Source organism: Lentibacillus jeotgali, from assembly GCF_000224785.1.
GTDB lineage: Bacteria > Bacillota > Bacilli > Bacillales > Amphibacillaceae > Lentibacillus > Lentibacillus jeotgali.
Map to the genome: position 1 here is coordinate 200552 of NZ_AGAV01000005.1, position 25396 is coordinate 225947.

Annotated in this window: 26 protein-coding genes; 17 read left to right on the forward strand and 9 right to left on the reverse strand. The window is 43.2% G+C overall.

The genetic code is table 11. From position 1 onward, the window contains the following. The first annotated feature begins 7 nt into the window (after positions 1–7). A complete protein-coding gene (locus tag ON01_RS03715; protein WP_010529667.1) occupies positions 8–832 on the forward strand; it encodes a YihY/virulence factor BrkB family protein in 825 nt (274 codons plus the stop codon). Positions 833–915: 83 nt separating this feature from the next. Here the strand turns inward: ON01_RS03715 and ON01_RS03720 are convergent, their stop codons facing one another. Beyond that, positions 916–2085: an MFS transporter gene (locus ON01_RS03720; RefSeq protein ID WP_010529668.1), complete on the reverse strand. Its 1170-nt coding sequence runs from the start codon at positions 2083–2085 to the stop codon at positions 916–918. Positions 2086–2212: 127 nt separating this feature from the next. Here ON01_RS03720 and ON01_RS03725 point away from each other — a divergent pair, with 127 nt between their 5' ends. From ON01_RS03725 to ON01_RS03765, 9 genes are all read left to right on the forward strand, one after another. Further along, entirely contained in the window at positions 2213–2605 is a 393-nt protein-coding gene (locus tag ON01_RS03725; protein ID WP_010529669.1) for an OsmC family protein, read from the forward strand. A 147-nt stretch (positions 2606–2752) separates the two neighbouring features. Further along, positions 2753–3544 carry a YfkD famly protein gene (locus tag ON01_RS03730; RefSeq protein WP_010529670.1) on the forward strand — a complete coding sequence of 264 codons (792 nt, stop codon included), beginning with the start codon at positions 2753–2755 and terminating at the stop codon, positions 3542–3544. A 266-nt stretch (positions 3545–3810) separates the two neighbouring features. Then, positions 3811–5121 carry a Na+/H+ antiporter family protein gene (locus ON01_RS03735; protein WP_029328975.1) on the forward strand — a complete coding sequence of 437 codons (1311 nt, stop codon included), beginning with the start codon at positions 3811–3813 and terminating at the stop codon, positions 5119–5121. A 71-nt stretch (positions 5122–5192) separates the two neighbouring features. Beyond that, on the forward strand, positions 5193–5993 hold the full coding sequence (gene pdaA, locus ON01_RS03740; protein ID WP_010529672.1) for a delta-lactam-biosynthetic de-N-acetylase: 801 nt from the start codon (positions 5193–5195) through the stop codon (positions 5991–5993). A 125-nt stretch (positions 5994–6118) separates the two neighbouring features. Beyond that, the gene (gene mbcS / locus ON01_RS03745) at positions 6119–7699 is read left to right on the forward strand and encodes an acyl-CoA synthetase MbcS (protein WP_010529673.1); all 1581 of its coding nucleotides are present in this window, start codon (positions 6119–6121) and stop codon (positions 7697–7699) included. A 289-nt stretch (positions 7700–7988) separates the two neighbouring features. Next, on the forward strand, positions 7989–10118 hold the full coding sequence (locus ON01_RS03750; protein WP_010529674.1) for an ATP-dependent Clp protease ATP-binding subunit: 2130 nt from the start codon (positions 7989–7991) through the stop codon (positions 10116–10118). Between the two features lie 294 nt (positions 10119–10412). Beyond that, the gene (locus ON01_RS03755) at positions 10413–11279 is read left to right on the forward strand and encodes a ComEC/Rec2 family competence protein (protein ID WP_010529675.1); all 867 of its coding nucleotides are present in this window, start codon (positions 10413–10415) and stop codon (positions 11277–11279) included. Positions 11280–11359: 80 nt separating this feature from the next. Further along, on the forward strand, positions 11360–12205 hold the full coding sequence (locus ON01_RS03760; RefSeq protein WP_029328976.1) for an SPFH domain-containing protein: 846 nt from the start codon (positions 11360–11362) through the stop codon (positions 12203–12205). Positions 12206–12218: 13 nt separating this feature from the next. Beyond that, positions 12219–12398 (forward strand): type II toxin-antitoxin system antitoxin, encoded by a 180-nt coding sequence (locus ON01_RS03765; RefSeq protein ID WP_010529677.1) that lies wholly within the window; start codon positions 12219–12221, stop codon positions 12396–12398. 138 nt (positions 12399–12536) lie between these two features. On the opposite strand, the gene ON01_RS19820 is transcribed toward ON01_RS03765, so the two are convergent. The 5 genes from ON01_RS19820 to ON01_RS03780 all read right to left on the reverse strand — a co-directional run bounded on the left by ON01_RS19820 (position 12537) and on the right by ON01_RS03780 (position 15041). Further along, positions 12537–12974 carry a hypothetical protein gene (locus ON01_RS19820; RefSeq protein ID WP_245544972.1) on the reverse strand — a complete coding sequence of 146 codons (438 nt, stop codon included), beginning with the start codon at positions 12972–12974 and terminating at the stop codon, positions 12537–12539. After that, on the reverse strand, positions 12868–13296 hold the full coding sequence (locus tag ON01_RS19825; protein ID WP_245544973.1) for an ABC transporter permease: 429 nt from the start codon (positions 13294–13296) through the stop codon (positions 12868–12870). Before ON01_RS19825 ends, ON01_RS19820 begins: the two co-directional genes overlap by 107 nt. After that, entirely contained in the window at positions 13296–13565 is a 270-nt protein-coding gene (locus ON01_RS03775; RefSeq protein WP_010529678.1) for an ATP-binding protein DrrA1-3 family domain-containing protein, read from the reverse strand. Before ON01_RS03775 ends, ON01_RS19825 begins: the two co-directional genes overlap by 1 nt. A gap of 396 nt (positions 13566–13961) precedes the next feature. Continuing rightward, a complete protein-coding gene (locus tag ON01_RS20175; RefSeq protein ID WP_083838340.1) occupies positions 13962–14087 on the reverse strand; it encodes a YfhE family protein in 126 nt (41 codons plus the stop codon). 63 nt (positions 14088–14150) lie between these two features. Next, the gene (locus tag ON01_RS03780; RefSeq protein ID WP_010529679.1) at positions 14151–15041 is read right to left on the reverse strand and encodes a TIGR01777 family oxidoreductase; all 891 of its coding nucleotides are present in this window, start codon (positions 15039–15041) and stop codon (positions 14151–14153) included. A gap of 106 nt (positions 15042–15147) precedes the next feature. Here ON01_RS03780 and recX point away from each other — a divergent pair, with 106 nt between their 5' ends. Beyond that, positions 15148–15960, forward strand: a complete 813-nt coding sequence (recX, locus tag ON01_RS03785; protein WP_010529680.1) for a recombination regulator RecX — start codon at positions 15148–15150, stop codon at positions 15958–15960. 38 nt (positions 15961–15998) lie between these two features. Here the strand turns inward: recX and ON01_RS03790 are convergent, their stop codons facing one another. Further along, positions 15999–16658 (reverse strand): SDR family NAD(P)-dependent oxidoreductase, encoded by a 660-nt coding sequence (locus ON01_RS03790; RefSeq protein ID WP_010529681.1) that lies wholly within the window; start codon positions 16656–16658, stop codon positions 15999–16001. A 381-nt stretch (positions 16659–17039) separates the two neighbouring features. Between ON01_RS03790 and ON01_RS03795 the strand changes: the two genes are divergently transcribed. Then, on the forward strand, positions 17040–17858 hold the full coding sequence (locus ON01_RS03795) for a YitT family protein (protein WP_010529682.1): 819 nt from the start codon (positions 17040–17042) through the stop codon (positions 17856–17858). Positions 17859–17994: 136 nt separating this feature from the next. Next, entirely contained in the window at positions 17995–18330 is a 336-nt protein-coding gene (locus ON01_RS03800; protein ID WP_010529683.1) for a YfhH family protein, read from the forward strand. A 270-nt stretch (positions 18331–18600) separates the two neighbouring features. Here the strand turns inward: ON01_RS03800 and ON01_RS03805 are convergent, their stop codons facing one another. Then, positions 18601–19587, reverse strand: a complete 987-nt coding sequence (locus tag ON01_RS03805; protein WP_010529684.1) for a metal-dependent hydrolase — start codon at positions 19585–19587, stop codon at positions 18601–18603. Positions 19588–19819: 232 nt separating this feature from the next. On the opposite strand from ON01_RS03805, the gene mutY reads away from it, so the two are divergent. The 4 genes from mutY to ON01_RS03825 all read left to right on the forward strand — a co-directional run bounded on the left by mutY (position 19820) and on the right by ON01_RS03825 (position 23832). Beyond that, a complete protein-coding gene (gene mutY, locus ON01_RS03810) occupies positions 19820–20887 on the forward strand; it encodes an A/G-specific adenine glycosylase (RefSeq protein WP_010529685.1) in 1068 nt (355 codons plus the stop codon). Between the two features lie 119 nt (positions 20888–21006). Further along, positions 21007–21183, forward strand: a complete 177-nt coding sequence (locus tag ON01_RS03815) for a gamma-type small acid-soluble spore protein (protein ID WP_010529686.1) — start codon at positions 21007–21009, stop codon at positions 21181–21183. A gap of 172 nt (positions 21184–21355) precedes the next feature. Beyond that, positions 21356–21883, forward strand: coding sequence for a nucleoside tri-diphosphate phosphatase (ntdP, locus tag ON01_RS03820; protein ID WP_010529687.1), 528 nt, complete (start codon positions 21356–21358; stop codon positions 21881–21883). A 197-nt stretch (positions 21884–22080) separates the two neighbouring features. After that, a complete protein-coding gene (locus ON01_RS03825; RefSeq protein WP_010529688.1) occupies positions 22081–23832 on the forward strand; it encodes an ABC transporter ATP-binding protein in 1752 nt (583 codons plus the stop codon). A 158-nt stretch (positions 23833–23990) separates the two neighbouring features. Here ON01_RS03825 and ON01_RS03830 read toward each other — a convergent pair whose 3' ends face one another. Beyond that, complete coding sequence (locus ON01_RS03830; RefSeq protein ID WP_010529689.1) at positions 23991–25286, reverse strand: glutamate-1-semialdehyde 2,1-aminomutase; 1296 nt, start codon at positions 25284–25286, stop codon at positions 23991–23993. Positions 25287–25396: the final 110 nt, after the last annotated feature.

Here is a 25396-nt window from a genome sequence, read left to right on the forward strand (position 1 = left end):
CGGTCAGATGTGGCAAAAAACTGTTGAATTCGGTAAAAAATTGTTTCAACGTATAACGGATGATGATATTTTTGGACTTGGAGCTCAGCTTGCCTATTTTTTATTGCTCTCTCTGTTTCCGTTTCTGCTTTTTTTAATGACACTGCTCGGATACTTGCCAATTGATTCGCAAAACGTTACTGAGTTTATTCAGCGCTATGCACCGGGGGAGATCTCCCAGCTGATCAATGATAATGTGTCCGAGCTTGTCAATAATCAGAGCGGATCATTATTATCAATCGGGATTATTGGTACATTGTGGGCAGCTTCAAATGGAATTAATGCGATTATGAAGGGGTTCAACCGTGCTTATAATGTTGAGGAGGACCGCTCCTTTATTGTCATGCGGTTGATTGCCATAGTTTTAACGATTGCAATGGTACTCGTCATTTGCATGGCCTTTTTGCTGCCTGTTTTCGGTAAAATAATCGGTGAATATATTTTTGCCTTCTTTGGGCTGTCTGAAGGTTTTCTGAACGTATGGGATACATTGCGCTGGGTTGTATCATCCGCGGTCATTTTTATCGTTCTGACGGCACTGTATAAAATGGCACCCAATAAACGAATTTATTTTAAAAATGTTATATGGGGTGCTTTGTTTGCAACAATCGGTTGGCAACTGGTCTCACTGGCATTTTCCTTTTATGTCAATTCAATGGGCAATTACTCAGCTACATACGGCAGCCTTGGAACGGTCATTGTATTAATGATCTGGTTTTATCTGTCAGGCATCATTATTATGATTGGCGGCGCCATTAACGCCATTTTCAGAGAAAAAATGAAATCAGATTAATAAAGTGAAACTTCAATCAGTGGGGCGTTTTCCCCCTGATTGTTATAAAGCAGCAGAAGGGACACTCGTTGACGGCGTGTCCCTTAATTAGCATGCTGCGGAGTGGGATCTTTTTTGAAAAAAATCGTTGTCAGCATAGCGATAAGCATAAAGATAATAATATAGAAAAAAGAAACACCAGGGAGGAATTCAATGAATAGACCGCCCAGGTATGGTCCGATAAGGCTTCCGATACTAAAGGCTATACCTGTCATCAGATTGCCTGCCGGAAGAAGTGATACGGGTAGCAGATCGGTCATATAAGCAATGCTTAATGAATACAGGGAGCCAACCAGCATACCCGAAAGTGCAAATGAGACAAATAAAGCGGTGGCAGACGTTTCAAATAAAGCTGCGAAAAGAAATGCGATAATCCCACCAGATATAACGGACATCAGGATTTTTCGTCTTCCCAAACGGTCGCTTAATACACCTAAAGGGATTTGTGTAATGATACTGGCACCGGCAAAAAACGGAATGATAAGTGATAAAATGTTTACGTCATGTCCGATACGCAGGCCATACACAGGAAAAATACCGTGCAGCGTTGCTTCCAAAAATCCATATCCAAACGCCGGTAGCAATGCCACCCAGGCAATTTTTCCAGTTTGAATGAACCTTTTGATGGAGCTTGAACTGCTGATATTGTGAACATCCACGTCCTCAGTGGTACTGTTTCGGACAAAGAACATCGTTGACCAGACAAGCATGCTTAAGGCTGCGGCTATCAAAAACGGTAATGCCTGATGGATTTCCAGCAGGCGTGTCATGAGTGGTCCTACTGTGAAACCCAGGCCAAATGAGAGGCCGTAAAATGAAATACTTTTTCCCCGTGAGTCCTTTGGGCTGGTTGTTGTGATCCAGGTCTGGGTGCTGAAATGAAGCATATTGTCCCCAATTCCAATCATAATCCGCAAAATAAACCAGAACCACAGTGCTTGCCAGACAGGGAACAGCGCCAGCGAAACGAAGACAAGCATGCCGCCGATCATAATCATCGGTTTAAAGCCAATTTTACGCATTGGCTTCTCCATGAATGGTGATGCGATCAGAACACCTATGTACAGTCCGGTCGCATGCAGTCCATTAACAGAGGATGGAATACCATTTTGTTCAAGAATAATGGATAACAATGGGAGAATCATCCCTTGGGAAAAACCTGATATGAAGACGAGTGCGATTAAAATCCAAAACCTTGTCTGTGCTGATACCATAACTTTCCTCTCCCCCTATACACTGTACGAGGCCAATACAAAATATTTCATTTAAAAAGCATTATGATTTAATATTTTGGGTAGATGATAACAAGAGTAATTTTAAAACAAGGAGTTGAAAATCACAATGGATTTTCATATGAAAGATGAAGGAGTACGCATCAATTTGGACTATGGAGACCTGGATATTTCAGGTGATGAAGCATATGGCTTTCGTCCATTTCAATTAATGGTAGCATCGATCGCAGGTTGCAGTGCCTCGGTTTTTAGGAAAATTTTAAAAAAGCAGCGAACTGAAATCGCTGATATGACGATAACGGTAAATGTTGAGCGTAATCCGGACGAAGCAAACCGGATTGAACGGATTGATTTGCATTATGTGATACAAGGTTATCATCTGGATGATGAAAAACTGTATAAAAATCTCGCAGTGGCACGAAAAAACTGCTCGATGATCCGTTCAGTCGAGAACAGTATTACAATTGAAGAAACGCTCGAATCAGTCGAATTAAGCCGTTAAATATTGCTGCGTATAATATTCATGTGTCCGAAAAAACTAACAGCAAAGGCGGAAGCGACCCGTGAGCGGTGTTTTGGCTGAGCCTGACAGCCGCCGGGAGCTGAAGCTGTATAGATAAAAGCGGACCTTTTGAAAGGAATGGGACACATGAATAAACGTTATTACATCACGATATTTATGTTATTGGTTTTATTAATTCCTGTTAATGGTATGGCTGAGGAAAAGGAAGAGTCAAAAGATGAATTTGAGATACCGAGCCATGTTCTGAACATATCAAAGGAAAACACTTACCCTAACTCTACACAGGATCAGGAAGTGGTAGAACCAAGCAAACTGACTCAGGAATTAATTGAAAGTGTTGAGGTTCCGATTGAGAACCCGGATCTGATTAAAATGCTTAATGAAACGTCCATTAACCCATCACCGATTGCTTTCGGCTACCGGGGAATGGTCTATATCGGCAGATGGCCGCTAAGTTATAACTCGAGTGAAACAAACATTAACTGGGAGTATCAGAAAGTTAATGCAAACGAGCTCAATAATATCGGCGGTGATTCTGAAAAAGAAATGAATTATAATCAGCAGGACAAAAAGGAAGTCAAAGGTGCACTGACGAACAAAATTGCCAATCCGGATGATATAAAAAAGATGATGCTGCTTAAGGCAAAAGATAAGATCGAACTGCCACTCGCATACTCAACGGTCATCGGAAAAAATACAAAAAAAGAAAACTCCTACAGTGTACCCGCGAAAAAATACGGTGAACTACAGGCATACGCCCCGGCAGTGAACGAAAAAGGACAAGTGACCTTTGGTGAGGTGTACTTTCAATTGAAAGGTAACGATAAATCCATTGTGATTAAAAATGTCACGAAACAGGGAATAGGCGCGTGGATTCCAATCCAGGACCACGTTTCATTTTCCTTTAATCTTAAGTAGTGGTGGCTGAAGAACCCCCCTGGAAATTTTCCAGTGGGGGTTCTTCAGCCCGAAAAGCAAAACTTCAGCCCGAAAAGCAAAACTTCAGCCCGAAAAGCAAAACTTCAGCCCGAAAAGCAAAACTTCAGCCCGAAAAGCAAAACTTCAGCCCGAAAAGCAAAACTTCAGCCCATATAAAAATTTCCCGCAAAAGGGTTGATCTCCTCGCTTTAATGCTTTATCATGGTAAAGTAATATTAGAGAGAAATCAGAGAGGGGAAACGAAAATGGAATGGGTTGTTGTCATATCCGTACTAGTATTGACTGTGCTCAGCTTGCTGAGAGTCAATGTCATCATTGCGATTATCGCAGCAGCAATTACAGCGGGTTTGATGTCCGGCTTGACGCTTATCGAATCAATTGAAATGATGGTAGGTGGCATGGGCGGTCAAGCAAGCACAGCATTAAGTTATATTCTGCTTGGAGCTTTCGCTGCAGCGATAAGCTATACAGGCATTACAGCTATTCTCGTCAATTATCTGATCAAAGTGCTGACCGGCAGGAAAAGGATGATGGTGCTGGCGATTGCTGGTGTGGCATGTTTATCGCAAAATCTTGTTCCGGTTCATATTGCATTTATACCAATATTAATTCCGCCTTTATTAAAACTATTTGATGAAATGAAGGTTGACCGTCGTGGTGTGGCGGCAGCATTAACATTTGGCTTGAAAGCACCATACGTCATGATCCCGGCTGGCTTCGGTCTGATTTTCCACGAAACCATTCAGAATAGTATGATTGAAAATGGCTCCGATATCACGATAAGCCAGACGACACAGGCGATGCTGATTCCCGGTGCGGGGATGGTTGTCGGCCTGTTGATTGCCATCTTTATCACGTATCGAAAAGATCGGGAGTCAGTTCCTGGCGCGGGTGGAAGTGAGGCGAATTTTACAGCACCACCAGCAGAGAACGTTACCTTTAATCAGAAACATGCTTTAACGCTTGTTGCGATAGCAGGTGCTTTAATCGTTCAACTTATCACTCAAAACCTGATAGCAGGCGCGCTTACAGGGCTGGTTCTGATGTTCGCTCTTGTGGTTGTCCCATTTAGAAAAGGAGACCAGGTCATGGCTGATGGTATTGCGATGATGGGGCAGATTGCATTTGTCATGCTGGTTGCCTCCGGGTTTGGAAAAGTCCTGGAAGACACAGGTGCGGTAAGTGCGCTTGTCGAAATGTCATCCAGTTTCCTTGGCAATAATCAGGCACTTATCGCGCTTGTCTTGCTGCTTGTCGGTCTGGTGGTCACGATTGGTATTGGCTCATCGTTTGGTACCATCCCGATTCTTGCCGCTCTTTTTGTTCCGATTTGTCTGGCTGCGGGCTTTTCAACACTAGCAACCGCCTCGCTGATCGGGACTGCAGGCGCATTGGGTGATGCGGGTTCGCCGGCTTCAGACAGTACACTCGGGCCGACTTCCGGACTGAATGCTGATGGCAAGCACCACCATATATGGGACACATGTGTACCGACATTCCTTCATTTTAATATCCCGCTAATTCTATTCGGCTGGATTGCGGCGATGGTTCTTTAAAGTGTGTTGCACGTTATGAATAATTAAACTTGAGTATGGACAAAGTAAGGAAAAAATAGGTGGGGTGTGCTATGCGAAAATACATTGCTGTGGCAATGACGTTCACTTTGTTTTTCCTTGCTTTTTTGCCATCCGGGTCCGTTACCCATGCTGCTGGCGGCTACGGATGGGGTTTTAAAAAGAATGATGATCATGAAATTCCGGATGTAGGTCAGTACAAAGAGATTCTCGATAAGTATGGTGCTTACTATGCTGATCACTCTGGGGAAAAGGTGGTCTATCTGACATTTGATAATGGCTATGAAGAAGGGTATACCGATGATATCCTTGATGTTTTGAAGGAACACGACGTACCAGCCGCTTTTTTCCTGACGGGTCATTATGTAAAAAGTGAACCTGAGCTTGTTGAACGGATGGCTGATGAAGGGCATATAATCGGGAACCACTCATACCATCATCCTGATTTAACCATCGTGAAGAAAGAAAAAATGAAGGAAGAACTGGAATCACTGGAGAACGCGGTTGCGGAAGTGTCTGATCAGGAGGAAATCAAGTATTTGCGCCCGCCACGGGGGATGTTCAGCGAAAAAACCTTGAAATGGGCGCGGGAACTTGGCTATACGCATATATTCTGGTCGTCGGCATTTGTTGACTGGGAGACAAGTGAACAGAAAGGCTGGCGCTACGCTTATGAAAATATTATGGACAATATCCACCCGGGGGCGATCATTTTGCTTCATACGGTATCGTCCGATAATGCCAAAGCACTGGATAAAATGATAACGGAGATGAGAAAACAAGGCTATCAATTCAAAAGTCTGGACCACCTCGTAATGAAAAATAAACTCCCGAGACCCATTTACGGATATTAATCCCTTATATCGAGATAAAAAGCTGTCCTTCTAATGAAAGGCAGCTTTTTATTTAACTTGAATATTAATTCAAATTTTAGATAAATTCTGATATACTAAAAGAAATCTAAATTGGAGTTGATAGCATGAACAAACAGGATTTAATTGCTCCGCATGACTATAATATCGTAACAGAAATGGAGTATTTTGCAGCAAAAAGCCCTGAAAGAAACGCGGTAGTCTGGTGCAGTGAAAAGGGCGAGTCCAAAGAGATTACATACGAACAGCTAATGAAAAATGTAAATAAAATTGGCAACGCTTTCAAGGAGAAAGGGCTTGAAAAAGGTGATAGGGTTCTTATCATGATTCCGCGATTGATTGAAGCATATGAAACGTATCTTGCTGCATTAAAATCGGGGATTATCGTTATCCCGGGTTCCGAAATGCTGAAAACAAAGGATCTGCAATATCGGATCAGCCATGGTGAGGTCAGTGCAATCGTCAGCTACTATCCGTATGTGGGTCAATTTACAGATGTAAAGGAATTTGAACAGCTGACACTTTTCTCGGTCGGCAATTCGGTCGATGGCTGGCACAACATGGATAAACTGAAGGAAAATGCATCGGACAAGCTCGATATGGCTGATACGACTAAAGATGATGTAGCCTTCTTTTCCTATACTTCCGGCACGACCGGCAACCCTAAAGCGGTTGTTCATACACATGGCTGGGGTTACGCCCACCTGAATACAGCACCAGAGAATTGGCTGTGTATTAATGAAGGGGACAAAGTATGGGCAACAGCCGGTCCGGGCTGGCAAAAATGGATCTGGAGCCCGTTTTTATCGGTGCTCGGCTCAGGTGCAACCGGATTCGTTTACCTGGGCAAGTTCGATCCAAAGACATATCTCGGTCTGTTGCAGGATGAAGATATTAATGTCCTGTGCTGTACACCAACTGAGTACCGGCTAATGGCTAAAGTTGATAATCTGGATGACTATCAGCTGCCTGCCCTGCATAGTGCTGTTTCCGCCGGGGAACCGCTCAACCGTGAAGTCATTGATACATTCCGAAAATATTTTAATGTGACTGTTAGGGATGGCTATGGTCAAACTGAGAATACTTTGTTGCTCGGTTTTATGAAAGATACGAAGGTCAAACCGGGTTCAATGGGTAAGCCGACACCGGGTAATGAGGTGGAAATTATTAATGAAGACGGACAGCCTGTTCCGGCCAATAAAATCGGTGATATTGCTGTGAAACTGGACAGTCCAGCATTGTTCCGTGAGTATTACAAAGATGCCGAACGTACCAGGATGTCTCAGCGCGGTGAATATTATGTAACGGGTGACCAGGCGTCCAAAGATGAGGACGGCTATTTCTGGTTTGAAGGACGCAGTGATGACATTATTATCAGTTCTGGTTATACAATCGGTCCTTTCGAGGTTGAAGATGCATTGGTAAAACATCCATTTGTTCAGGAATGTGCCGTTGTGGCCAGTCCTGATGAAGTCCGGGGGAATGTTGTCAAAGCCTTTATCGTGCTTCAGCAGGGGGTGAATCCTGATGACCCGGATTTGGTCAGAGACCTGCAGAAACATGTTAAAGAATTAACCGCCCCTTATAAATATCCGAGGAAAATTGAATTTATTGATGAATTGCCGAAGACAACGTCAGGCAAAATCAGGCGCGTTGAATTGCGGCAAAATGAAAAGGTCAAAAACTGAGAATGATTTTTCGCCAAGGGCTGCTCGATGTTTAGAGCAGCCCTTTTGACGTTAATAGTAATAGTGAAGTCCTTTAATTGTTTGATCAAAGCGTTGGAGATTAGTATTAAAAAGTGTGTTTACCTCAGCACGCACGCCCTCAAATGAGTAAATAATTTTTCCAAGAAAATTGATCAAAAACACTTGAAAGTCAAAGAAGGTCAGAGTATAATAAGAATCAAAGGTCAAAGAAAGTCAAAGTCAAACCTTTTAATAATATATTTGATATCAATCAAGGAGGAATCACATGATGCAATGTCAAAATTGTGGTATTCGTCCAGCATCAATTAACGTCGCAATGCAAATAAACAATGAACGTATGAATATGCATCTATGTAATCAATGTTTCCGTGAAATTCAGGGAAGCATGATGAACGGTGACAATGGTCAAGGTCAGCAAGGAGATTTTGCCAACAAATTTTTCCAGGGAAATGGTCAGCAAGGTCAAGGTTTCACAGGCACAACAACACAGCAAGGTGCCGGAAATAATGGCTTACTTGATCAGCTCGGCAAAAACGTGACAAATGCAGCCCGTGCCGGACTAGTTGATCCGATTATTGGACGTGACAATGAAGTGAAACGCACCATTGAAACCCTGAACCGCCGGAACAAGAACAATCCGGTTCTAATAGGTGAAGCTGGTGTTGGTAAAACCGCGATTGCAGAAGGACTAGCGTTGAAAATTACGGAAGGCAAAGTGCCGGCCAAACTGATGGATAAAGAAATTTACCTGTTGGATGTCGCATCACTTGTTGCCAATACGAGCATGCGCGGTCAGTTTGAAGAACGCATGAAACAACTCGTACAAGAATTACAGGAACGTCAAAACGTCATTCTGTTCGTTGACGAAATCCATCTGCTTGTAGGAGCAGGCACTGCTGAAAGTTCACAAATGGACGCCGGTAACATTTTGAAACCCGCGTTGGCACGCGGTGAATTGCAATTAATCGGCGCAACAACGCTTAATGAGTATCGTCAAATTGAGAAAGACGCTGCTTTGGAACGTCGTTTTCAACCAATAATGGTTCAGGAGCCATCATTGGAAGACGCTGTTAAGATCCTGGATGGCATCAAAGACCGTTATGAAAAATTCCATGAAGTCCGTTACTCCGATGAAGCGATTCGCGCGTTCGTCACATTGTCACAACGCTATATCCAGGATCGCTTCTTGCCGGACAAAGCGATTGACCTGATGGACGAAGTCGGCTCACGTCTAAATCTCGACAACGCAGAAAAGGACTCGGATTCAATTCAAAGCCGTCTGGATGAAATTGTCCGTGAAAAAGAAGCTGCCGCTGAGAAGGAAGATTATGAAGAAGCAGCACACCTGCGCTATCAGGAAATTCAGCTTCAAAAACAACTGGACAAAGCAAAAGATGAAGAGCAGGTCACCGATGTGGATATTTCCGATATTCAATTGATCGTGGAAGAAAAAACCGGTATCCCGGTAACCAAACTGCAAACAGATGAACAGGAAAAAATGCGTGATCTGGGCAAAAATCTCGGTGAGAAAGTCATCGGCCAGGACGAAGCGGTACAAAAAGTTGCCAAAGCCGTTCGCCGCAGCCGTGCAGGACTGAAATCCAAATATCGTCCAATCGGATCCTTCCTGTTTGTCGGACCAACCGGTGTCGGTAAAACCGAACTGACAAAAGCACTTGCCGAAGAACTGTTCGGTTCACGTGACAGTCTGATTCGGCTTGATATGAGTGAATATATGGAGAAACATGCCACTTCTAAGATTATCGGTTCACCACCAGGATATGTTGGACATGAAGAAGCAGGACAGCTGACTGAAAAAGTGCGCCGCAACCCTTATTCCATCCTTCTGCTGGATGAAATTGAAAAAGCACACCCTGATGTTCAGAACATGTTCCTGCAAATTATGGAAGATGGTCAATTGACCGATTCTCACGGTCGTACTGTGAGCTTTAAAGATACGGTTATCATCATGACAAGTAACGCTGGAACCGGTGAAAAACAAATTAATGTCGGTTTCAACCGGGATGAACATGAATCGGTTCAAACCCTGGAAAACTTAAGTGATTATTTCAAACCTGAGTTTCTGAACCGTTTTGACAGCATCATCACATTCAATGAACTGGCTGAAGAAAGCCTTCTGCAAATTGTAGATCTGATGTTGGCAGAACTGGAAGAAACAATTGAAGAAAGTGACATCTCTATTTCAGTTACGGACGAAGCGAAACATGAGCTTGTCCAACTTGGATATGACCCACGCTTTGGTGCACGTCCATTGCGCCGCGTCATCCAGGACAAAATTGAAGATCAGCTTACAGATTTGGTTCTGGAAGAAGAATCAATCGAGGCTGTCAATGTAGATGTCAAGGACGGCGAAATTGTTGTTGGAAAAACAGAATAAACATTGTAATAGAAAAGAAAAAGCCGCTGACCAGAGTCAGCGGCTTTTTTTCTGTCCGGGATTTATGCGGTAAGAGGACTTCAGCAGAAAGGGAATGGCATTTTCATATGTGCGGGAGAACTGAACATGTTCTGGAGAACCAAAGCATGGCGCCGCATTGAAAAACTTGTTCCACTGCACACTAAAACATCAAATCGGCTTCATCCGAAGCTAATATTTTCACCGATCATGTCGCATAATAGTAACGCGAATTCACAAAAACTATAAGCACTCACGTATAAAAGGATGTTTATGATGCAGCGGCAAATCAGTATATGGACCACACTTTTCATCATGTTTATTTTTATAAATACACCAGCAGCTTTCGCTGAGCAGCAGTCGGATATGGATGTTCATTTCATAGATGTCGGTCAGGGGGATAGTATCCTCGTCCAAACGCCTTCTGATAAAAACGTTCTGATCGATGGCGGACCGCCCGGAGCAGGAAAAAAGGTTGTGGCATTTCTCGAAAAGCAAAATGTGGATAAGCTTGATTTAGTGATTGCGACCCACCCGGACATCGATCATATTGGCGGTCTGGTTGAAGTTTTGAAATCTGTTGAAGTGGGCAGAATCGTGGATACCGGTAAGATTCATTCAACCACAACGTACGCCAGGTACATCAGTCAGGTTCTAAAACGGCAAATTCCAATCGAAATTGCCGAGCGGAATGATCTGTTGAAAATTGATCCTTTATTAAAAGTGAAGATTTTGAATACCCATAACGGCTCGCGGACAAATAATGAATCTTCTATTGTTCTGAAAATGACATTTAACGAGGTGGATTTTCTGCTGATGAGTGATGTTGAAAAAGAACAGGAAAAGCGATTGATGAAACAGCATAATCTGGATTCGGAAATATTAAAAGTAGCCCACCACGGGTCAAACACCAGTACATCATTGAAGTTTGTACAGGCTGTCAGTCCAAACGCCGCCATACTGACATATGGTCAAAAAAATGATTACGGGCATCCGGTTGACCGCGTCATGGAAAATCTCCACAAAGTCAATACAGCAATTTATCCGACGGCAATGTTCGGTGATGTCACCGTTCGGACGGATGGAAAGGGATTCGTCATTTTTAATGAGAAAAGTCCGACAAGCAACTTGGAGGCTGGATAAATAATTTACAAAAATAAACAATTGTGATATCATAATAATATAAAGTCAATAAAATAGGGGAAGGTGTGAATGTCCAGGTGATTCGTGAAAAAGACGCGTGGATGATGAATGGGTATGTCGGAATACTTGCAATCGCAATACTGGTTGCGGTGACGATCATGAGCTTTTATGAGGGGCAGTTTATTATTGGAGGTATTGCTCTGATCGTTGCAATTGTGCTTGGAAGCGGTATTACAGTTGTTCAGCCGAATCAGGCAGCAGTTGTCATTTTTCTTGGGAAATATATGGGAGGCATCCGAAAAGAAGGGATTGCTGTTACCGTTCCATTCTCAATGAGACGGATGGTATCATTGCGTGTCAGAAACTTTAACAGCAGCCGACTGAAAGTGAACGATGTCAACGGTAATCCGATAGAAATTGCAGCTGTGGTTGTGTTTAAAGTGGTCGATGCCGCAAAAGCAGTTTTTGAAGTGGACCGTTATGAAAAGTACGTGGAAATCCAGAGTGAAACAGCCATTCGTGCCGTCGCTACGCAATATCCGTACGATACGTTTACGGATGATGAAATGACACTACGCGGAAATGCGGAAGAAGTATCGAAGGAGTTGGCAAAGGATCTTCAGGAACGGCTGACGGTTGCCGGAGTAGAAGTGTTGGAAACACGACTGACGCACCTTGCTTATTCCACCGAAGTGGCCCAAGCGATGCTGCAGCGCCAGCAGGCAAGTGCAATTATTGCAGCCAGAAAACAAATCGTGGAAGGTGCTGTGGGAATGGTTGAGGACGCCATTGCTCAGCTGGAGAAGGATGGCGTGCTGGAATTAGACGAAGAGCGTCGTGCAACTATGGTCAATAATCTGATGGTCTCGATTGTTTCCGACAATGGGACACAGCCAGTTGTCAACACGGGGTCACTTTATCAATAAAAGAAGGGATTCGATGGCTCAAAAGAAAAATTTCCCGTTAAGGATCGATCCGAAACTATATGAGATCCTACAAATCTGGGCGAAAGATGAATTTCGAAGCGTCAACAGTCATGTGGAATTTTTGTTGCGTGAATCAGCAAAAAAAGCAGGTCGTCTCCCAAAATCAGAGGATAAAAAAATAGGGGAAGACTAAATAAGTTCCGCACTTTATTAGGTGCGGGGCTTTTTACTTCAAAACTGCACTATGTTTCTTGTTAGTACTTTTCAAAAAATTATTGACAAACTCATAATAAGTTACATGGCTGGTTATATAATTAACATAGCTATATCCTTATTTCTTTTTCCTGAGTGTAAATACTGAAGCGACTATCAAGAGTACAATCATGATGACCGTAACAATGGCTGCACCGATTAAATCAGACGGCACATTCCCGGTAACAATCATTTGCTGAATATAGTTGGAAATACGATTAGGACTCCATTCGAGAACATGGGAAAATATTGTGGTCCCCAGTCCCATTAGTATAACTGTTGCAATGGTAAGGAATGCGACAAGACCGGGTGTCTTGAATAATGTATTATAAAAAATCGATAGTGATACGACCAGCAGCAGCCATAAGCCGTAAAAAAACAATACCAGCAGTAGAGTTCCGAATGATAACTCACCGAATAATAAATTGATATAATACCAGCTGGCAAGCATTCCGAGTGAGAAACTGATCAGTATCAGAAGTGCAAATGATGCCCATTTGGCGGTAATATAGTTCATATAGGAAACAGGCTTGACGTTCTGAGACGCCATTTTTGCGTTCGCCGGCAATAGTCCCCATTGAAATGAGTGCCATGATCAGGACGCCAATTGTGTTGAATTGACCAATACTCATCATGACAACATCACTCGGCTGGTAATCCGGCAGCTGAATTTCAGCACCATCAGGCATCCCGCCAGTAGCTTCAATAATTTGCGGCAGGTAGTAATTAGTGAGCGGATCCATAATTGCTATCAGTATCATGATTAGCGGCACCCAGATCCATTTTACGTTTCGTATGTTTTCAATAAGTTCTTTTTGAAAAAGTGTCCACCATTGCATCAGCTATTCACCGCCTTCATGAACATATCCTCCAGTGACGCACGGTTAACGGCAAAAGATGTCACCGGCCATGCTCCAGCTGCAGCAGCTGCCAAAATCTCACGCCGTGCTGCAGACAGATCCTCGCCGGCAATATGCAGAAGATCTCGTTCAATATAGCAGTCAGTAACAGCAGGCAGGGAAATTATCTTTTCCTGAAATTTATCCAAATCCCCTTCAAAACCGAGCTCGATTTTAGCGGTCTGATATTTTTCACGGAGTTCGATCATAGAACCTGATTCAATTCCATCGGATATCGTATTCTTACGGAGTATACCGCAAAAAAGTTTTGCCTAAATCAATAAAAAAGCCGGTATTTGCTGCACTTTTGACAAATACCGGTTAAAGTTTTTCAGTATAGTTATACACAATCATCCACAGAATTACCAACATGATGATTGGCTGTGAGAAAGTAATCAACAGATTTGTGCACATTATCCACATTTGTTCTAAGAGTTATCCACTGACTGCATGTGAATAGGCAATCCTTTTGTGCCGGGATTCCACAAATTTACCCCCGCATCTAATGGTCAGTAATCCCGCCAAACGACGACGGTTAACTGTCCCTGAATGCCCGATTCGGTTCAACTAACACTGTCGTGGATAACAAAGAGGAAACCGCACGATCAACTGCGATTTCCTCTTTGAGACAGTCGGCTATACGCACGGTCAGCCTTCCTGAATTCTTTTTGATAAAGAACCTCCTGTGCCTTGGATAAAAATCTTTCTTGTTCAATTGGTTTTTTTGGCATAAGTAATCCCTCACTTCAATGCTAGGATGCCCCAAATCCATACAAATATACGCGAGAAACAAATCACTGCCGCTCAGTCTCTCTTAATGCCTCTTTCAGGTATGGAAAAGAAAATGAATAGCGGTAATCCTGAGCTTTTTGCGGAAGAACATATTGCCCTTTTGCGATTAACAAACTCATCTCACCGATAATCGTCCGGACCATCATTGCTGGAACAGGAAGCCAAAAGGGACGGTTTAAGACATCAGCAAGGATCCTGGTAAAATCTTTATTCCGTTTCGGATTTGGTGCGGTTACATTGACGGGACCTCTGATATGTTCGTTAAACATACAAAATTCTATCATACCGACGACATCCTCTATGTGTACCCAGGAGACCCACTGTTCACCGTTTCCTATCCTGCCACCGGCAAACATTTTAACCGGCAGTTTCATCAGGGAAAGAGCACCTTGTTGTCCGAGTATGACACCAAATCGGCTGAACACGGTACGGATGCCAAGCTGTTCCGCCTGTTTGGCTGTCTGTTCCCATTCTGTCACAACATCTGCCAGAAAATCATCTCCGGGCTTTGAGGTGTTTTCCGTGAAGATGAGGTCCTCCGAGGTACCATAAAAACCGACTGCCGAGCCGCTGATGAAGACGTCCGGCTTTTGTTCCATTTGTCCCATCATCTGGATAACCTTTTGTGTCGTCTCAATCCGGCTGGTGCGAATAACGGTTTTTTTCTTTTTTGTCCAATAGCCGAACAGCGAATCCCCGGCCAGATTGATGACCTTATTGATTGCCGGCAGGTCTTTAACGGGATGGTCATAGCCGATGAATACGTTATTTGTTGTGTCTGTATACCTCTCGGGTGAGCGTGTCAATATGTAAATGAAATGCCCCTTTTCAGTTAATGCCTTGACTAGATTTCTACCGACAAAGCCGGTTCCGCCGGTGATCATGATATTCATCTTACTCACTCCAATCTTTATAGTTTATTTCAAATAATTCTTTTAGTATGCTGATTTTCCTGGTATTTTTCATGATATAATATTTTTGACAGAGGGGGGAGACGTGTTGGCGAAAATTACTCGAATCACCACACAAAAGAAACATAAAGACCGCTTTAATATTTTTCTGGATGACGGCAATGGTGAAAAGTATGGGTTCAGTGTCGATGAGGCGATATTGGTTGAGTATCGGCTGCGTAAACATTTAGATCTCGATGATGCGACCATAATAGCGCTTGTCCAGAAAGATACGTTACATAAATCATATACCCTTGCGATCAATTTTTTAAGCTATCGAATGCGCACGAAAAAGGAAATTCGCGATTACCTTGTCCAGAAAGAAGCTGATGAGGAACATATCGCTCAAATCATGGACAAACTTAAAGCCGAGCGTCTGATTGATGACAAGCAATTTGCGCACAGCTTCGTCCGGACACGCCTACATACATCAAGCAAAGGCCCGCTGCTCGTCAAACAGGAGCTTTTGCAAAAAGGTGTGGATGATCCAATTGCCGGTGAAGCGATTGCCATGTATACATTCGATATTCAATTCGAAAAAGCAGCAAAGCTGGCCAGGAAAAAGCTTGGTTCAAGCAGTAAAAAGTCATTTCGCCAGCAGGTTCAGCAGCTGCAGGGAACACTGATGCAAAAAGGCTTTGCCAGTGATGTTGTCAGGGAAGTTACCGCAGAACTGCAGGAAGAAAAAGACGATGATGCCGAATGGGAAGCACTTGTCAAGCAGGGCGAAAAAGCTCTGCGTAAACAGCAGCAGAAACACAGTGGCTTGGAGCTTGAGCAGAAAGTAAAAGAAGCCTTGTATCGCAAAGGCTTCACAATTGATCTGATTAATGCGTTTTTGGATCAGAATGTCAGAGACTAGATTTTTAATAGATAGCCATGAAAATTCCCAGGCATCGACTACCGGTCAATAACAATTTCACCCCGGCCGTCATCTTCATTAAAAATCTGCTTGGCCACTACTTCAGGGCCTTTCAGTACAGACGAGTCTTCCACATGTGATGAATCATCCCAGAAAGGCGTGTTCATGCCGCCCATGTAAACAGGTGTTATCGTAACTGGCTCATTTTCCCATTCTTTTTGCAGACTTTCTGTAAAACCTTTCACCGCAAACTTACTTGCACAGTAGATTGACTCATGCACTTTCCCGCGCAGCCCGGCAGTGGAAATGATCGTTAAAATTCGCCCGTTATTTTGACGGATCAGCGGAAGCGCGCACTGGACACTCAGGATGGTTCCTTTGACATTGGTGTGGAGTGTTTTGTCGATATCACTCACAGAGTAATTTTCCAGCGGGCCAAAGATTCCAACTCCTGCATTGTTGATGAACACATCGAGTTCGCCGATTTGCTGAAAGGCAATGCTGACTGATGCAGGCTCCTGAACATCACAAAGGATTACCTCCGCCTGTCCGCTATTTTGCTGAATTTCTTTTTGAACCAGATGAAGTTTTGTATCATTCCGTCCAAGTAAAAATACTTTATAATCATTTTTGGCATATTTCAGTGCAAGCGCACGGCCAAGACCGCTTCCTGCTCCTGTAATTGCAACCGTAGACATGCTTTATCTCCTCCAAATTTCTTCAGTCGTAAGTAATCCCTTGGCATGGCATACTCTTCTAAAATGACTTTAACACAAGGATACCATAACCTGCTGCAATTATACTATTTCTGAATGACACCGGAGTAGACTGACTTGCTCCTAGACTGTGTCAATAAAATAGTTAAATAACGATGTTAAAAAAAATATTGACTTTTAGTGACACGACCCCTAAAATTCACTAGGTGTTTTTATGAGGACAAGTATAAAATATAGCGCCGACTCACTAGCAGCACTGAGCGCAGTCCGTACGTCGGTAAACGGGTGCTTGTGCCTTTGTTCTTAGTGGATAATTGTCCGTAAATGCCCGATTCTGTTCAAGCCTTTTGGAGGGTGATGTCAATGTATCATGTATATAAATATGCAGTTCTGTTTGCAGCTTCTATAGTTTTAGGATTTGCTTTTAATATGTTTTTGCTTCCTCACGAAGTATTATCAGGCGGCGTGACAGGTCTTGCTATGATTTTTGGGCTGCTTTCACCAATAAACTCAGGTATTTGGCTCGTTATTTTAAACATTCCTGTCTTCATTATCGGCTTGATGAGGTTAGGAAGGGGGTTTATATGGAACAGCGTTTTGTCTGTTTTCATCACTTCTGTTTCGATGCAGTATATCCCGGTTTTAAAAATAACCGATGATGCGCTTTTATCTGCAGTGTTTGGTGGCATCATTACCGGTATCGCTATTGGCTTCATTGTACGATTTAATGGGTCCACTGGAGGTGCTGATATCATTGGCCTTGTTGTCACTCAAAAACAAGATATTCCGCTTGGCATACTAATTTTTAGTATCAATAGTATTGTTGTGTTTATATCTGGATTTGTTTTTTCCTGGAATTTGGCAATCTTGACGATGGCTTCGATTTACATTACCGGCGTCGTCATCGACCGAGTTCATACCCGTCATATAAAATTGAGTTTAATGGTGGTAACAACTAAAGGGGAAGAGCTTAAAAATGAACTTATTGGTAATCTTATCAGGGGCATTACCGTCATGAATGGTTATGGAGCCTATACCAATAATGAAAATAAAGTGCTTTATACTGTTATTACGCGCTATGAACTGGCACTGGTCAAGTCACTTATTAAAAATGTCGATCCGAAAGCGTTCGTCAGCATTAGTGAAACCAGTGAAGTGTTAGGAAACTTTAGAAAATCATAATGAGCCGGATGGCAAAGGGATATTCCGCAATGACGCATTTATGGGAGAAGCCGGGTGCGTCTTTTTGCGTTTGAGCGTATTCATTTTCCTGAACTATTGGTAAAGTGTATAGTGATAGAGAAGGGAGCATCAAACAATGGATTACCGATATAGTGATTATACAGTCGAGCAGCTACGTGAAGAGGTTGGCCGGCTGAAGGAAAAAGCACAGAAGGCTGAACAGCTTGGAAATATCAGCGAAGTGGCCATTAACGAGCGCAAAATGCAGGTCGCCATTGCTTATATGATCAATCCGGATGACTTTTCACCACGGGATGTCCACGAATTAAAAGGTGATCCGGGCTATAAATTCAAAATTAATTATATAAATGGGGTGTTTGCCTGGGGGCATCGTCTTAATTTATTGAATGAGGTAAATGAGAAGGAAGAAGCACTTCCGATTTCACTGCTGGGGGATAAGGTCAAGGAATAATTGCTGTCTTCCGCTCCTACGAACTACTAAAGTAACAATAAACTTAGTAACAGCAATGAAAAAGAGGCTGGGAAAGAACTAAAATTATCGACTTTAAAGACGAATAATACTGAGATTGAGCGGAGGAAATATACGTACACTCCTGCGGAAGGAAAGGCATCGGTGAGACCCCCGAAGCGGGTATCTGCACTAACCATTTACGCTAGTCGAATTTTTGTTTGATAAAAGCACTTTTGTCCCAGCCTCTTCATATCAGTATCATTTATTCCTTCAGACCGGGTTGTCGCCAACTTCAAGTTTGTTTTGAAGTTTCTGTTCGGAAAAAATCCAGCCTGTATAAGAGTTCATAATCCGCATACTATCATCGATTTGAACGACAGCCACAAAAGGGTAGCGCTCATTTGACCGGTACCGCAGATCAACGAATCGAACCTCGGTAAAGTCATCGAAGTCATGCACTTCCCAGCGGTAAACCGGAGAAAACGATAAGAATGCAGCAACGTTTTTATCCTGTATAGCCAAATTAAAAAGTTTATTGTCCGGCAAAGGGATTTTCTCGAATTGATCGACAATATCAATATGACCATCGATTACTGATCCTACATAAAAGTAATCTGTTGTTGTAATGGCAACGCGCCACTGATTGTGTTTAATGGTCGGAGAGGTCGCAATTTGTTCGGTATTCGGGTAAAAATCCTTGATCTTCCGGACAATCTCCCGTTTATCCATGTACCGCTTCACATAATAGAGTGCAATAACGGCATAAATGATCAGAAACGTATATCCCGGAGCGGCCCCAAGGAGCCAGGCGACAATTCCGCCGATATGAAGCAGAAATATATACGGATCGAACGTATTAATGACTCCATGTGCGACCCATTTATTTGAAAATGGCCGATAAGCTTGTGTCCCGTATGCATTTGGAATATCAACGAGCACATGGATAACAACCGCCAGTGCCGTCCAGGCATATAGGTGCCAGAAACTGATGTCCGGGACAATCATATGAATGATGCTTGCTATCAGGACTCCCCACATGATCACAGCGGGAATCGAGTGTGTCGCTCCACGGTGATGTCGTATATAAACAGCATTATTTCGTAATTTTAAAACGGTATCGAAATCAGGCGCATGTGAGCCGATAACGGTCCCGGCCAGTACAGCACTGAATAAAGCAGGATCATTTTGCACAGCGGGATCCAGCGTGGCCAGTCCGCCGATTGCAACCCCCATAACGATATGGGTGCCTGTATCCATAAGTTGAATTCCTCCTCGGCAGGATTCATGTTGATTGTTTTTCAGTTATATGCTTACTGATTTTATTTGAAGACGTCCATTTACTCTTTTTATTAAAAATCATTGCCTAAAGCAAATCTTACGGCTTATAGTTATAAAAGAACTTAAAGTGGCAAATCCGAATGCAATAATTTCCTAAAGTTATTAGTGACAGCCTGTTCTTTTTTAATTGTAACATAAAGGGTGTAGTAAAATGACTAGAATATTACAGAATTTCGACATTCATGGTTTCCAGGAAAAATTAATCGGCTGGTATCAGACTAACAAGCGTAATCTGCCGTGGCGGCAAGATCGGGACCCATACAAGGTCTGGGTTTCAGAAATTATGCTGCAGCAGACTCAGGTTGATACTGTTATTCCTTATTTTCAACGGTTTATTTCAAAATATCCAACGCTGCATGATTTAGCATATGCAGATGAGCAGGATGTTCTAAAAACGTGGGAGGGTCTGGGTTATTATTCCCGTGTACGCAACCTGCAAAACGCAGCCCGGGAAGTTGAAGCGTCATATGGCGGAGAAGTGCCTGATGATTCAAAGCAATTAGGGAAACTTAAAGGCATTGGACCATACACAAAAGGTGCGATTTTATCGATTGCGTTTGATCAGCCGGAGCCTGCGGTTGATGGCAATGTCATGCGGGTTCTTTCGCGTGTGTTGAAAATAGAAGATGATATTGCTCAGCCAAAGGTCAAAAAGCAATTTGAAGGTTATGCCAGGGAGCTGATATCATATGATGACCCATCTTCGTTCAATCAGGGGATTATGGAGCTGGGAGCATTGGTTTGTATGCCTAAAGAACCGATGTGCATGTTTTGTCCAGTCCAGGACCACTGTCGTGCGTTTCAGGAAGGGACAGAACGGGAACTTCCCGTCAAATCAAAAGCGAAAAAACAAAAAAAAATTCCCTATACAGTTCTGTTAATCCGTAACGAAAATGACGAGTATTTGATTGAAAAACGCCCGGAAAATGGTCTTCTGGCCAATTTGTGGCAGTTTCCGATGGTACCGGTGGCTGAAATCGGCAATGACCACGTGGTGAACTGGTTTGAAATGGAATATGGAATCGACGTTGAACTGTCAGATAAACAGGGTGATCTCAAGCATGTTTTTTCACATATTATCTGGCAGTTGGAAATTGTCGCAGCGAAAACATCACGTAAAGAGACGGAAGATGATCGTGTGCGATTCGTAAGCCGTGATGAATTGGAGACATATCCTTTTCCTGTCTCGCATCAAAAAATGACACGATATATAACCTGATGGGCAGCCGCAAAATTATGCCTTTTCCATTTTATGCCTCAGTATGCTGTTTTTAACTGCAGTTAAAACGGATAACAGTGTCCGAAATGGAAAAAGTAATAACTGCGGAGGTGATATTGATGGCTAAAAAACAACAGCCAAACCAAACATCTGCTGGTACCAACGTACAAAAAGTAAAAAAGCAAAACCAGCAGGCACAACAAGGACAAGGTCAGTTCGGAACTGAGTTTGCATCTGAAACAGACGCTCAATCAGTAAGACAGAAAAACCAAAAATCGCAACAAAACAAAAAATAACGCAGTCACACCGATTTTAAAGAGCTCCCTTCCTTGGGAGCTCTTTTTAATGCTGTTTTCTTTTCCTTTGTAAATTTCTCTGTTGAATTTATAATGAAAGAATAAAGGTTTTAAAAACCCCGTTAAGGGGATAAGCCGCTGCCGTTATCATAAATGGGTTAGGAGAGATAGGATGCCCGGTCCAAAATCAGGATCAACCATAGAAATACATAGCTTCAAACATAATGGCCAGCTGCATCGTGTATGGGAAAACACGCTTGTACTGAAGGGGACTGAAATGATTGTCATTGGTGCCAATGATAAAACAAAAGTGAAAGAAAGCGATGGCCGGTCCTGGATAACACGGGAACCTGCAATTTGTTATTTCCATTCAGAGTACTGGTTTAACATTATTGGGATGCTCCGCAATGATGGTATTTATTATTATTGCAACATCAGCTCGCCCTTCGTATTTGATCGTGAAGGCCTGAAATACATTGATTATGATCTCGATATTAAAGTATATCCTGATATGACGTTTGATTTGCTGGATGAGGACGAGTATGAAGAACATAAGGCTCAAATGAATTATCCGAGTGCGATGGATCGTATTCTGTACCGGAATATTGACTATCTGACAGACTGGATCAGACAACGAAAAGGTCCATTTTCAGGGGAGTTCATAGATCAATGGTATGAACGGTATCTAACGTATCAATAATGAATCCAAATAATTGATTAACATTACCGAATGGATTTATAATTTAATGAGCGTAAAAGTGACCGAACCTTGTTACCAATGTAGCAAGGGCTTTTCTTTGGTAACTAAGGTTTCCGCCATTAAAGCTTGGCTATAAGCCAAGTTTAACAACAGCGTCGGGAAGGCAGTTATTATATGATTTATAAGGATGCGAAGTTATGAGCAGTATTAAACAGTATTTACAATTCGTCAAACCATACAAATGGAAAATTGTCATAACGGTTTTCGTCGGAATTATGAAGTTCGGAATTCCCCTCCTCATTCCATTGATTTTAAAGTATGTAATTGACAATATCATCAATGCGGAGGATATGGCAGATTCAGCCAAGCTGGAGCAGCTGTTCTGGCTGATGGGGAGCGCATTTGTCATCTTTCTTCTTTTGCGTCCGCCGATTGAATACTTTCGACAATATTTGGCGCAATGGGTGGGGAACACTATCCTGTATGATGTCAGGGATAAACTGTTTGACCACATCCAAAAGCTGAGCCTGAAATTTTATTCTCAGACAAAAACCGGGGAAATTATTTCCCGGGTAATACATGATGTCGAACAAACGAAAAATTTTGTGGTGACGGGCCTCATGAATATCTGGTTAGATATGATCACCATTTTAATCGCTATTGGTATTATGCTGACAATGGATGTCGGCCTGACAATTGTCGCCATTATTTTGTTCCCGATATTCGGATTTTGCGTCAAATTTTTCTATGGAAGACTCAGAAGACTGACACGGGAGCGTTCGCAATCGCTTGCTGAAGTACAAGGGCATTTGCATGAACGTGTCCAGGGTATTCCGGTCACACGAAGTTTCGCGCTGGAAGACTATGAGCAGGGACAATTTGCTTCACGAAATGCCAACTTTTTGCACAAAGCGCTTAACCATACAGACTGGAATGCCAAAACATTTGCCGTCATGAACACCATTACTGATCTGGCGCCATTGTTGGTCATTGCGTTTGCCGGCTATCAGGTAATACAGGGGAATGTAACGGTCGGTACCATGGTTGCCTTTTCCGGTTATATGGAACGGGTGTATAGTCCGCTGCGCCGTCTAATCAGCTCTTCCACAGTCCTGACACAGTCGATTGCCTCGATTGACCGGGTATTTGAATTAATGAATGAATCGTATGATATTGTTGATAATCCAGATGCCAAAAAAATTGACCGTGTTGATGGAGATATCGATATTGATCATGTCTCTTTTAAGTATGAGGATGAAGAAACGCAAGTCTTACGGGATGTCACCCTTAATGTGAAAAGCGGCGAAACCATCGCGTTTGTCGGTATGAGTGGCGGTGGTAAGTCAACATTGATCAGTCTGATACCGCGCTTTTATGATGTGACGGGTGGTTCAATCAAAGTGGATGGAACCGACATTCGAGATGTGAAAGCCCGCTCATTGCGTGATAATATTGGCATGGTTTTGCAGGATAATATATTATTCAGCGAATCAATCGCCATGAATATCCGAATGGGCAATCCCGATGCCACTGATGAAGAAGTGGTCGAGGCTGCCAAAGCAGCGAATGCCCATGATTTTATTCAAGAATTGCATGAGGGCTACGATACGATGGTTGGCGAGCGAGGTGTCAAACTATCCGGTGGTCAGAAGCAGCGTATTGCCATTGCCAGGGTGTTTTTGAAAAACCCGCCAATCCTGATTTTCGATGAAGCCACATCAGCACTTGATCTGGAAAGTGAGCATATTATTCAGGAAGCGATGGAACGCCTTGCTTCCGATCGGACGACATTTATTGTCGCACATCGTCTGGCTACAATCACTCACGCAGATCGGATTGTCCATATTGAGGATGGCGAAATTAAAGAAGTTGGATCACACAGTGAACTGATGGCACAAAAAGGTCATTATTACGATCTGTATCAGGTGCAAAATTTGGATGGAGCTTAACCCTGTATAGTATTCCTTACTTCTATAATCGTATCTAAACTATAAAAAGAGGCATGATTTCAGAAAAATCCTGAGATCATGCCCCTTTTTCATGATTGATTTCGATTATAGGGGAAAGAGGGCTGTTAAGAACTAGCCTTCATGTGGTTTTAACGGTCCTAATCTTCTGCCAAAGCAGCAAAGGCTTTTCCGGCAGCTTCAATCGTTGCGTCGATGTCTGCCTTAGTATGCTCGGTTGTCAAAAACCACGCTTCAAACTTGGACGGGGCCAAATTAATCCCCTGCTTAAGCATTAGGTGGAAGAACCGGGCAAAGGCGTCGCCATCACTGGCTTCAGCCTGCTCATAATTCCCGACGCTGTCACCACCAAAATAAACAGTAAGTGCGCCGCAAACCCTGTTCACGGAAATTGGTATTTCTGCTTCGTTTGCTTTTGCCAAAATGCCCTTTTCGAGACGTTCACCGAGCCAATCCAGTTTTTCGTAAACCCCGTCTTCTGCGAGCACTTCCAGACACGCAATTCCTGATGCCATTGAGGCGGGATTTCCTGCCATCGTTCCGGCCTGATATGCAGGGCCGAGCGGTGCAACTTGTTCCATGATATCTTTACGTCCGCCGTATGCGCCGATTGGCAGACCGCCGCCGATGATTTTGCCCATGGCAGTCATATCGGGTTCGATGCCATAAATCTGCTGAGTGCTGCCGTATGTGAACCGAAATGCAGTAATCACTTCATCATAGATGACCAGTGCACCCGCGTTATGTGTGATCTCATTCACGCCTTGCAGGAAGCCATCATTCGGTTCGACAATACCAAAGTTGCCGACAATCGGTTCAACAAGTACGGCTGCGACCTCGTCACTCCAGCGGTTCATTGCTTGCCGGAATGTTTCCAGGTCATTAAACGGGACGGTAATCACATCTTCAGCAACCGACTGTGGAATCCCTGCAGAGTCAGGCGTTCCCAGTGTCGCCGGACCGGACCCTGCCTCAACGAGAACCGAATCAAAATGGCCGTGATAACTTCCGGAAAATTTAATGACTTTATTTCGCCCGGTATAAGCACGGGCAACCCGGACTGTGGTCATGACTGCTTCCGTGCCCGAATTGGTGAACCGGACTTTTTCCAAAGAAGAGATGGCTTCTTTCAATTTTCTGGCAAACGTATTTTCTAATTTTGTCGGAGTACCATACAAAACCCCGTTGCTGGCTGCATGTTTAATCGCCTCAGCGATATGCGGGTGTCCGTGGCCGGTGATGATTGGCCCGTACGCCCCCAGATAATCAATATATTTGTTGCCATCGACATCCCAGAAATAGGCGCCTTTTCCTCGTTCCATGTAAACTGGTGTGCCGCCTCCGACTCCTTTATAGGCACGTGACGGGGAATTCACGCCACCGACAATAAGTTCGAGCGCTTCGTTGTGTAATGCTTGTGATGTTGAAAAGTTCATTGATAATGCCTCCCAAAAAATGATTACATTAATCCAACTCTGATTATACCCGATTGGATTGATAAGGAAAAATAAATGGCAATTCAGCAGGTGGATAAGCATATGCTGAG

Excerpts from the sequence above, each read along its gene's own strand:
- ON01_RS03765 (WP_010529677.1), top strand. The coding sequence starts at position 12,219 with ATGGCTCAAAAGAAAAATTTCCCGTTAAGGATCGATCCGAAACTATAT.
- ON01_RS03720 (WP_010529668.1), bottom strand. The coding sequence starts at position 2,085 with ATGGTATCAGCACAGACAAGGTTTTGGATTTTAATCGCACTCGTCTTC.
- mutY (WP_010529685.1), top strand. The coding sequence starts at position 19,820 with ATGACTAGAATATTACAGAATTTCGACATTCATGGTTTCCAGGAAAAA.
- ON01_RS03715 (WP_010529667.1), top strand. The coding sequence starts at position 8 with ATGTGGCAAAAAACTGTTGAATTCGGTAAAAAATTGTTTCAACGTATA.
- ON01_RS03795 (WP_010529682.1), top strand. The coding sequence starts at position 17,040 with ATGTATCATGTATATAAATATGCAGTTCTGTTTGCAGCTTCTATAGTT.
- ON01_RS03815 (WP_010529686.1), top strand. The coding sequence starts at position 21,007 with ATGGCTAAAAAACAACAGCCAAACCAAACATCTGCTGGTACCAACGTA.
- ON01_RS19820 (WP_245544972.1), bottom strand. The coding sequence starts at position 12,974 with ATGAACTATATTACCGCCAAATGGGCATCATTTGCACTTCTGATACTG.
- ON01_RS03735 (WP_029328975.1), top strand. The coding sequence starts at position 3,811 with ATGGAATGGGTTGTTGTCATATCCGTACTAGTATTGACTGTGCTCAGC.
- ON01_RS03730 (WP_010529670.1), top strand. The coding sequence starts at position 2,753 with ATGAATAAACGTTATTACATCACGATATTTATGTTATTGGTTTTATTA.
- pdaA (WP_010529672.1), top strand. The coding sequence starts at position 5,193 with ATGCGAAAATACATTGCTGTGGCAATGACGTTCACTTTGTTTTTCCTT.
- ON01_RS03830 (WP_010529689.1), bottom strand. The coding sequence starts at position 25,286 with ATGAACTTTTCAACATCACAAGCATTACACAACGAAGCGCTCGAACTT.
- ON01_RS03805 (WP_010529684.1), bottom strand. The coding sequence starts at position 19,587 with ATGGATACAGGCACCCATATCGTTATGGGGGTTGCAATCGGCGGACTG.
- ntdP (WP_010529687.1), top strand. The coding sequence starts at position 21,356 with ATGCCCGGTCCAAAATCAGGATCAACCATAGAAATACATAGCTTCAAA.
- ON01_RS19825 (WP_245544973.1), bottom strand. The coding sequence starts at position 13,296 with ATGCAATGGTGGACACTTTTTCAAAAAGAACTTATTGAAAACATACGA.
- ON01_RS03790 (WP_010529681.1), bottom strand. The coding sequence starts at position 16,658 with ATGTCTACGGTTGCAATTACAGGAGCAGGAAGCGGTCTTGGCCGTGCG.
- ON01_RS03750 (WP_010529674.1), top strand. The coding sequence starts at position 7,989 with ATGCAATGTCAAAATTGTGGTATTCGTCCAGCATCAATTAACGTCGCA.
- ON01_RS03775 (WP_010529678.1), bottom strand. The coding sequence starts at position 13,565 with ATGATCGAACTCCGTGAAAAATATCAGACCGCTAAAATCGAGCTCGGT.
- ON01_RS03825 (WP_010529688.1), top strand. The coding sequence starts at position 22,081 with ATGAGCAGTATTAAACAGTATTTACAATTCGTCAAACCATACAAATGG.
- ON01_RS03780 (WP_010529679.1), bottom strand. The coding sequence starts at position 15,041 with ATGAATATCATGATCACCGGCGGAACCGGCTTTGTCGGTAGAAATCTA.
- ON01_RS20175 (WP_083838340.1), bottom strand. The coding sequence starts at position 14,087 with ATGCCAAAAAAACCAATTGAACAAGAAAGATTTTTATCCAAGGCACAG.
- ON01_RS03755 (WP_010529675.1), top strand. The coding sequence starts at position 10,413 with ATGCAGCGGCAAATCAGTATATGGACCACACTTTTCATCATGTTTATT.
- ON01_RS03800 (WP_010529683.1), top strand. The coding sequence starts at position 17,995 with ATGGATTACCGATATAGTGATTATACAGTCGAGCAGCTACGTGAAGAG.
- mbcS (WP_010529673.1), top strand. The coding sequence starts at position 6,119 with ATGAACAAACAGGATTTAATTGCTCCGCATGACTATAATATCGTAACA.
- ON01_RS03725 (WP_010529669.1), top strand. The coding sequence starts at position 2,213 with ATGGATTTTCATATGAAAGATGAAGGAGTACGCATCAATTTGGACTAT.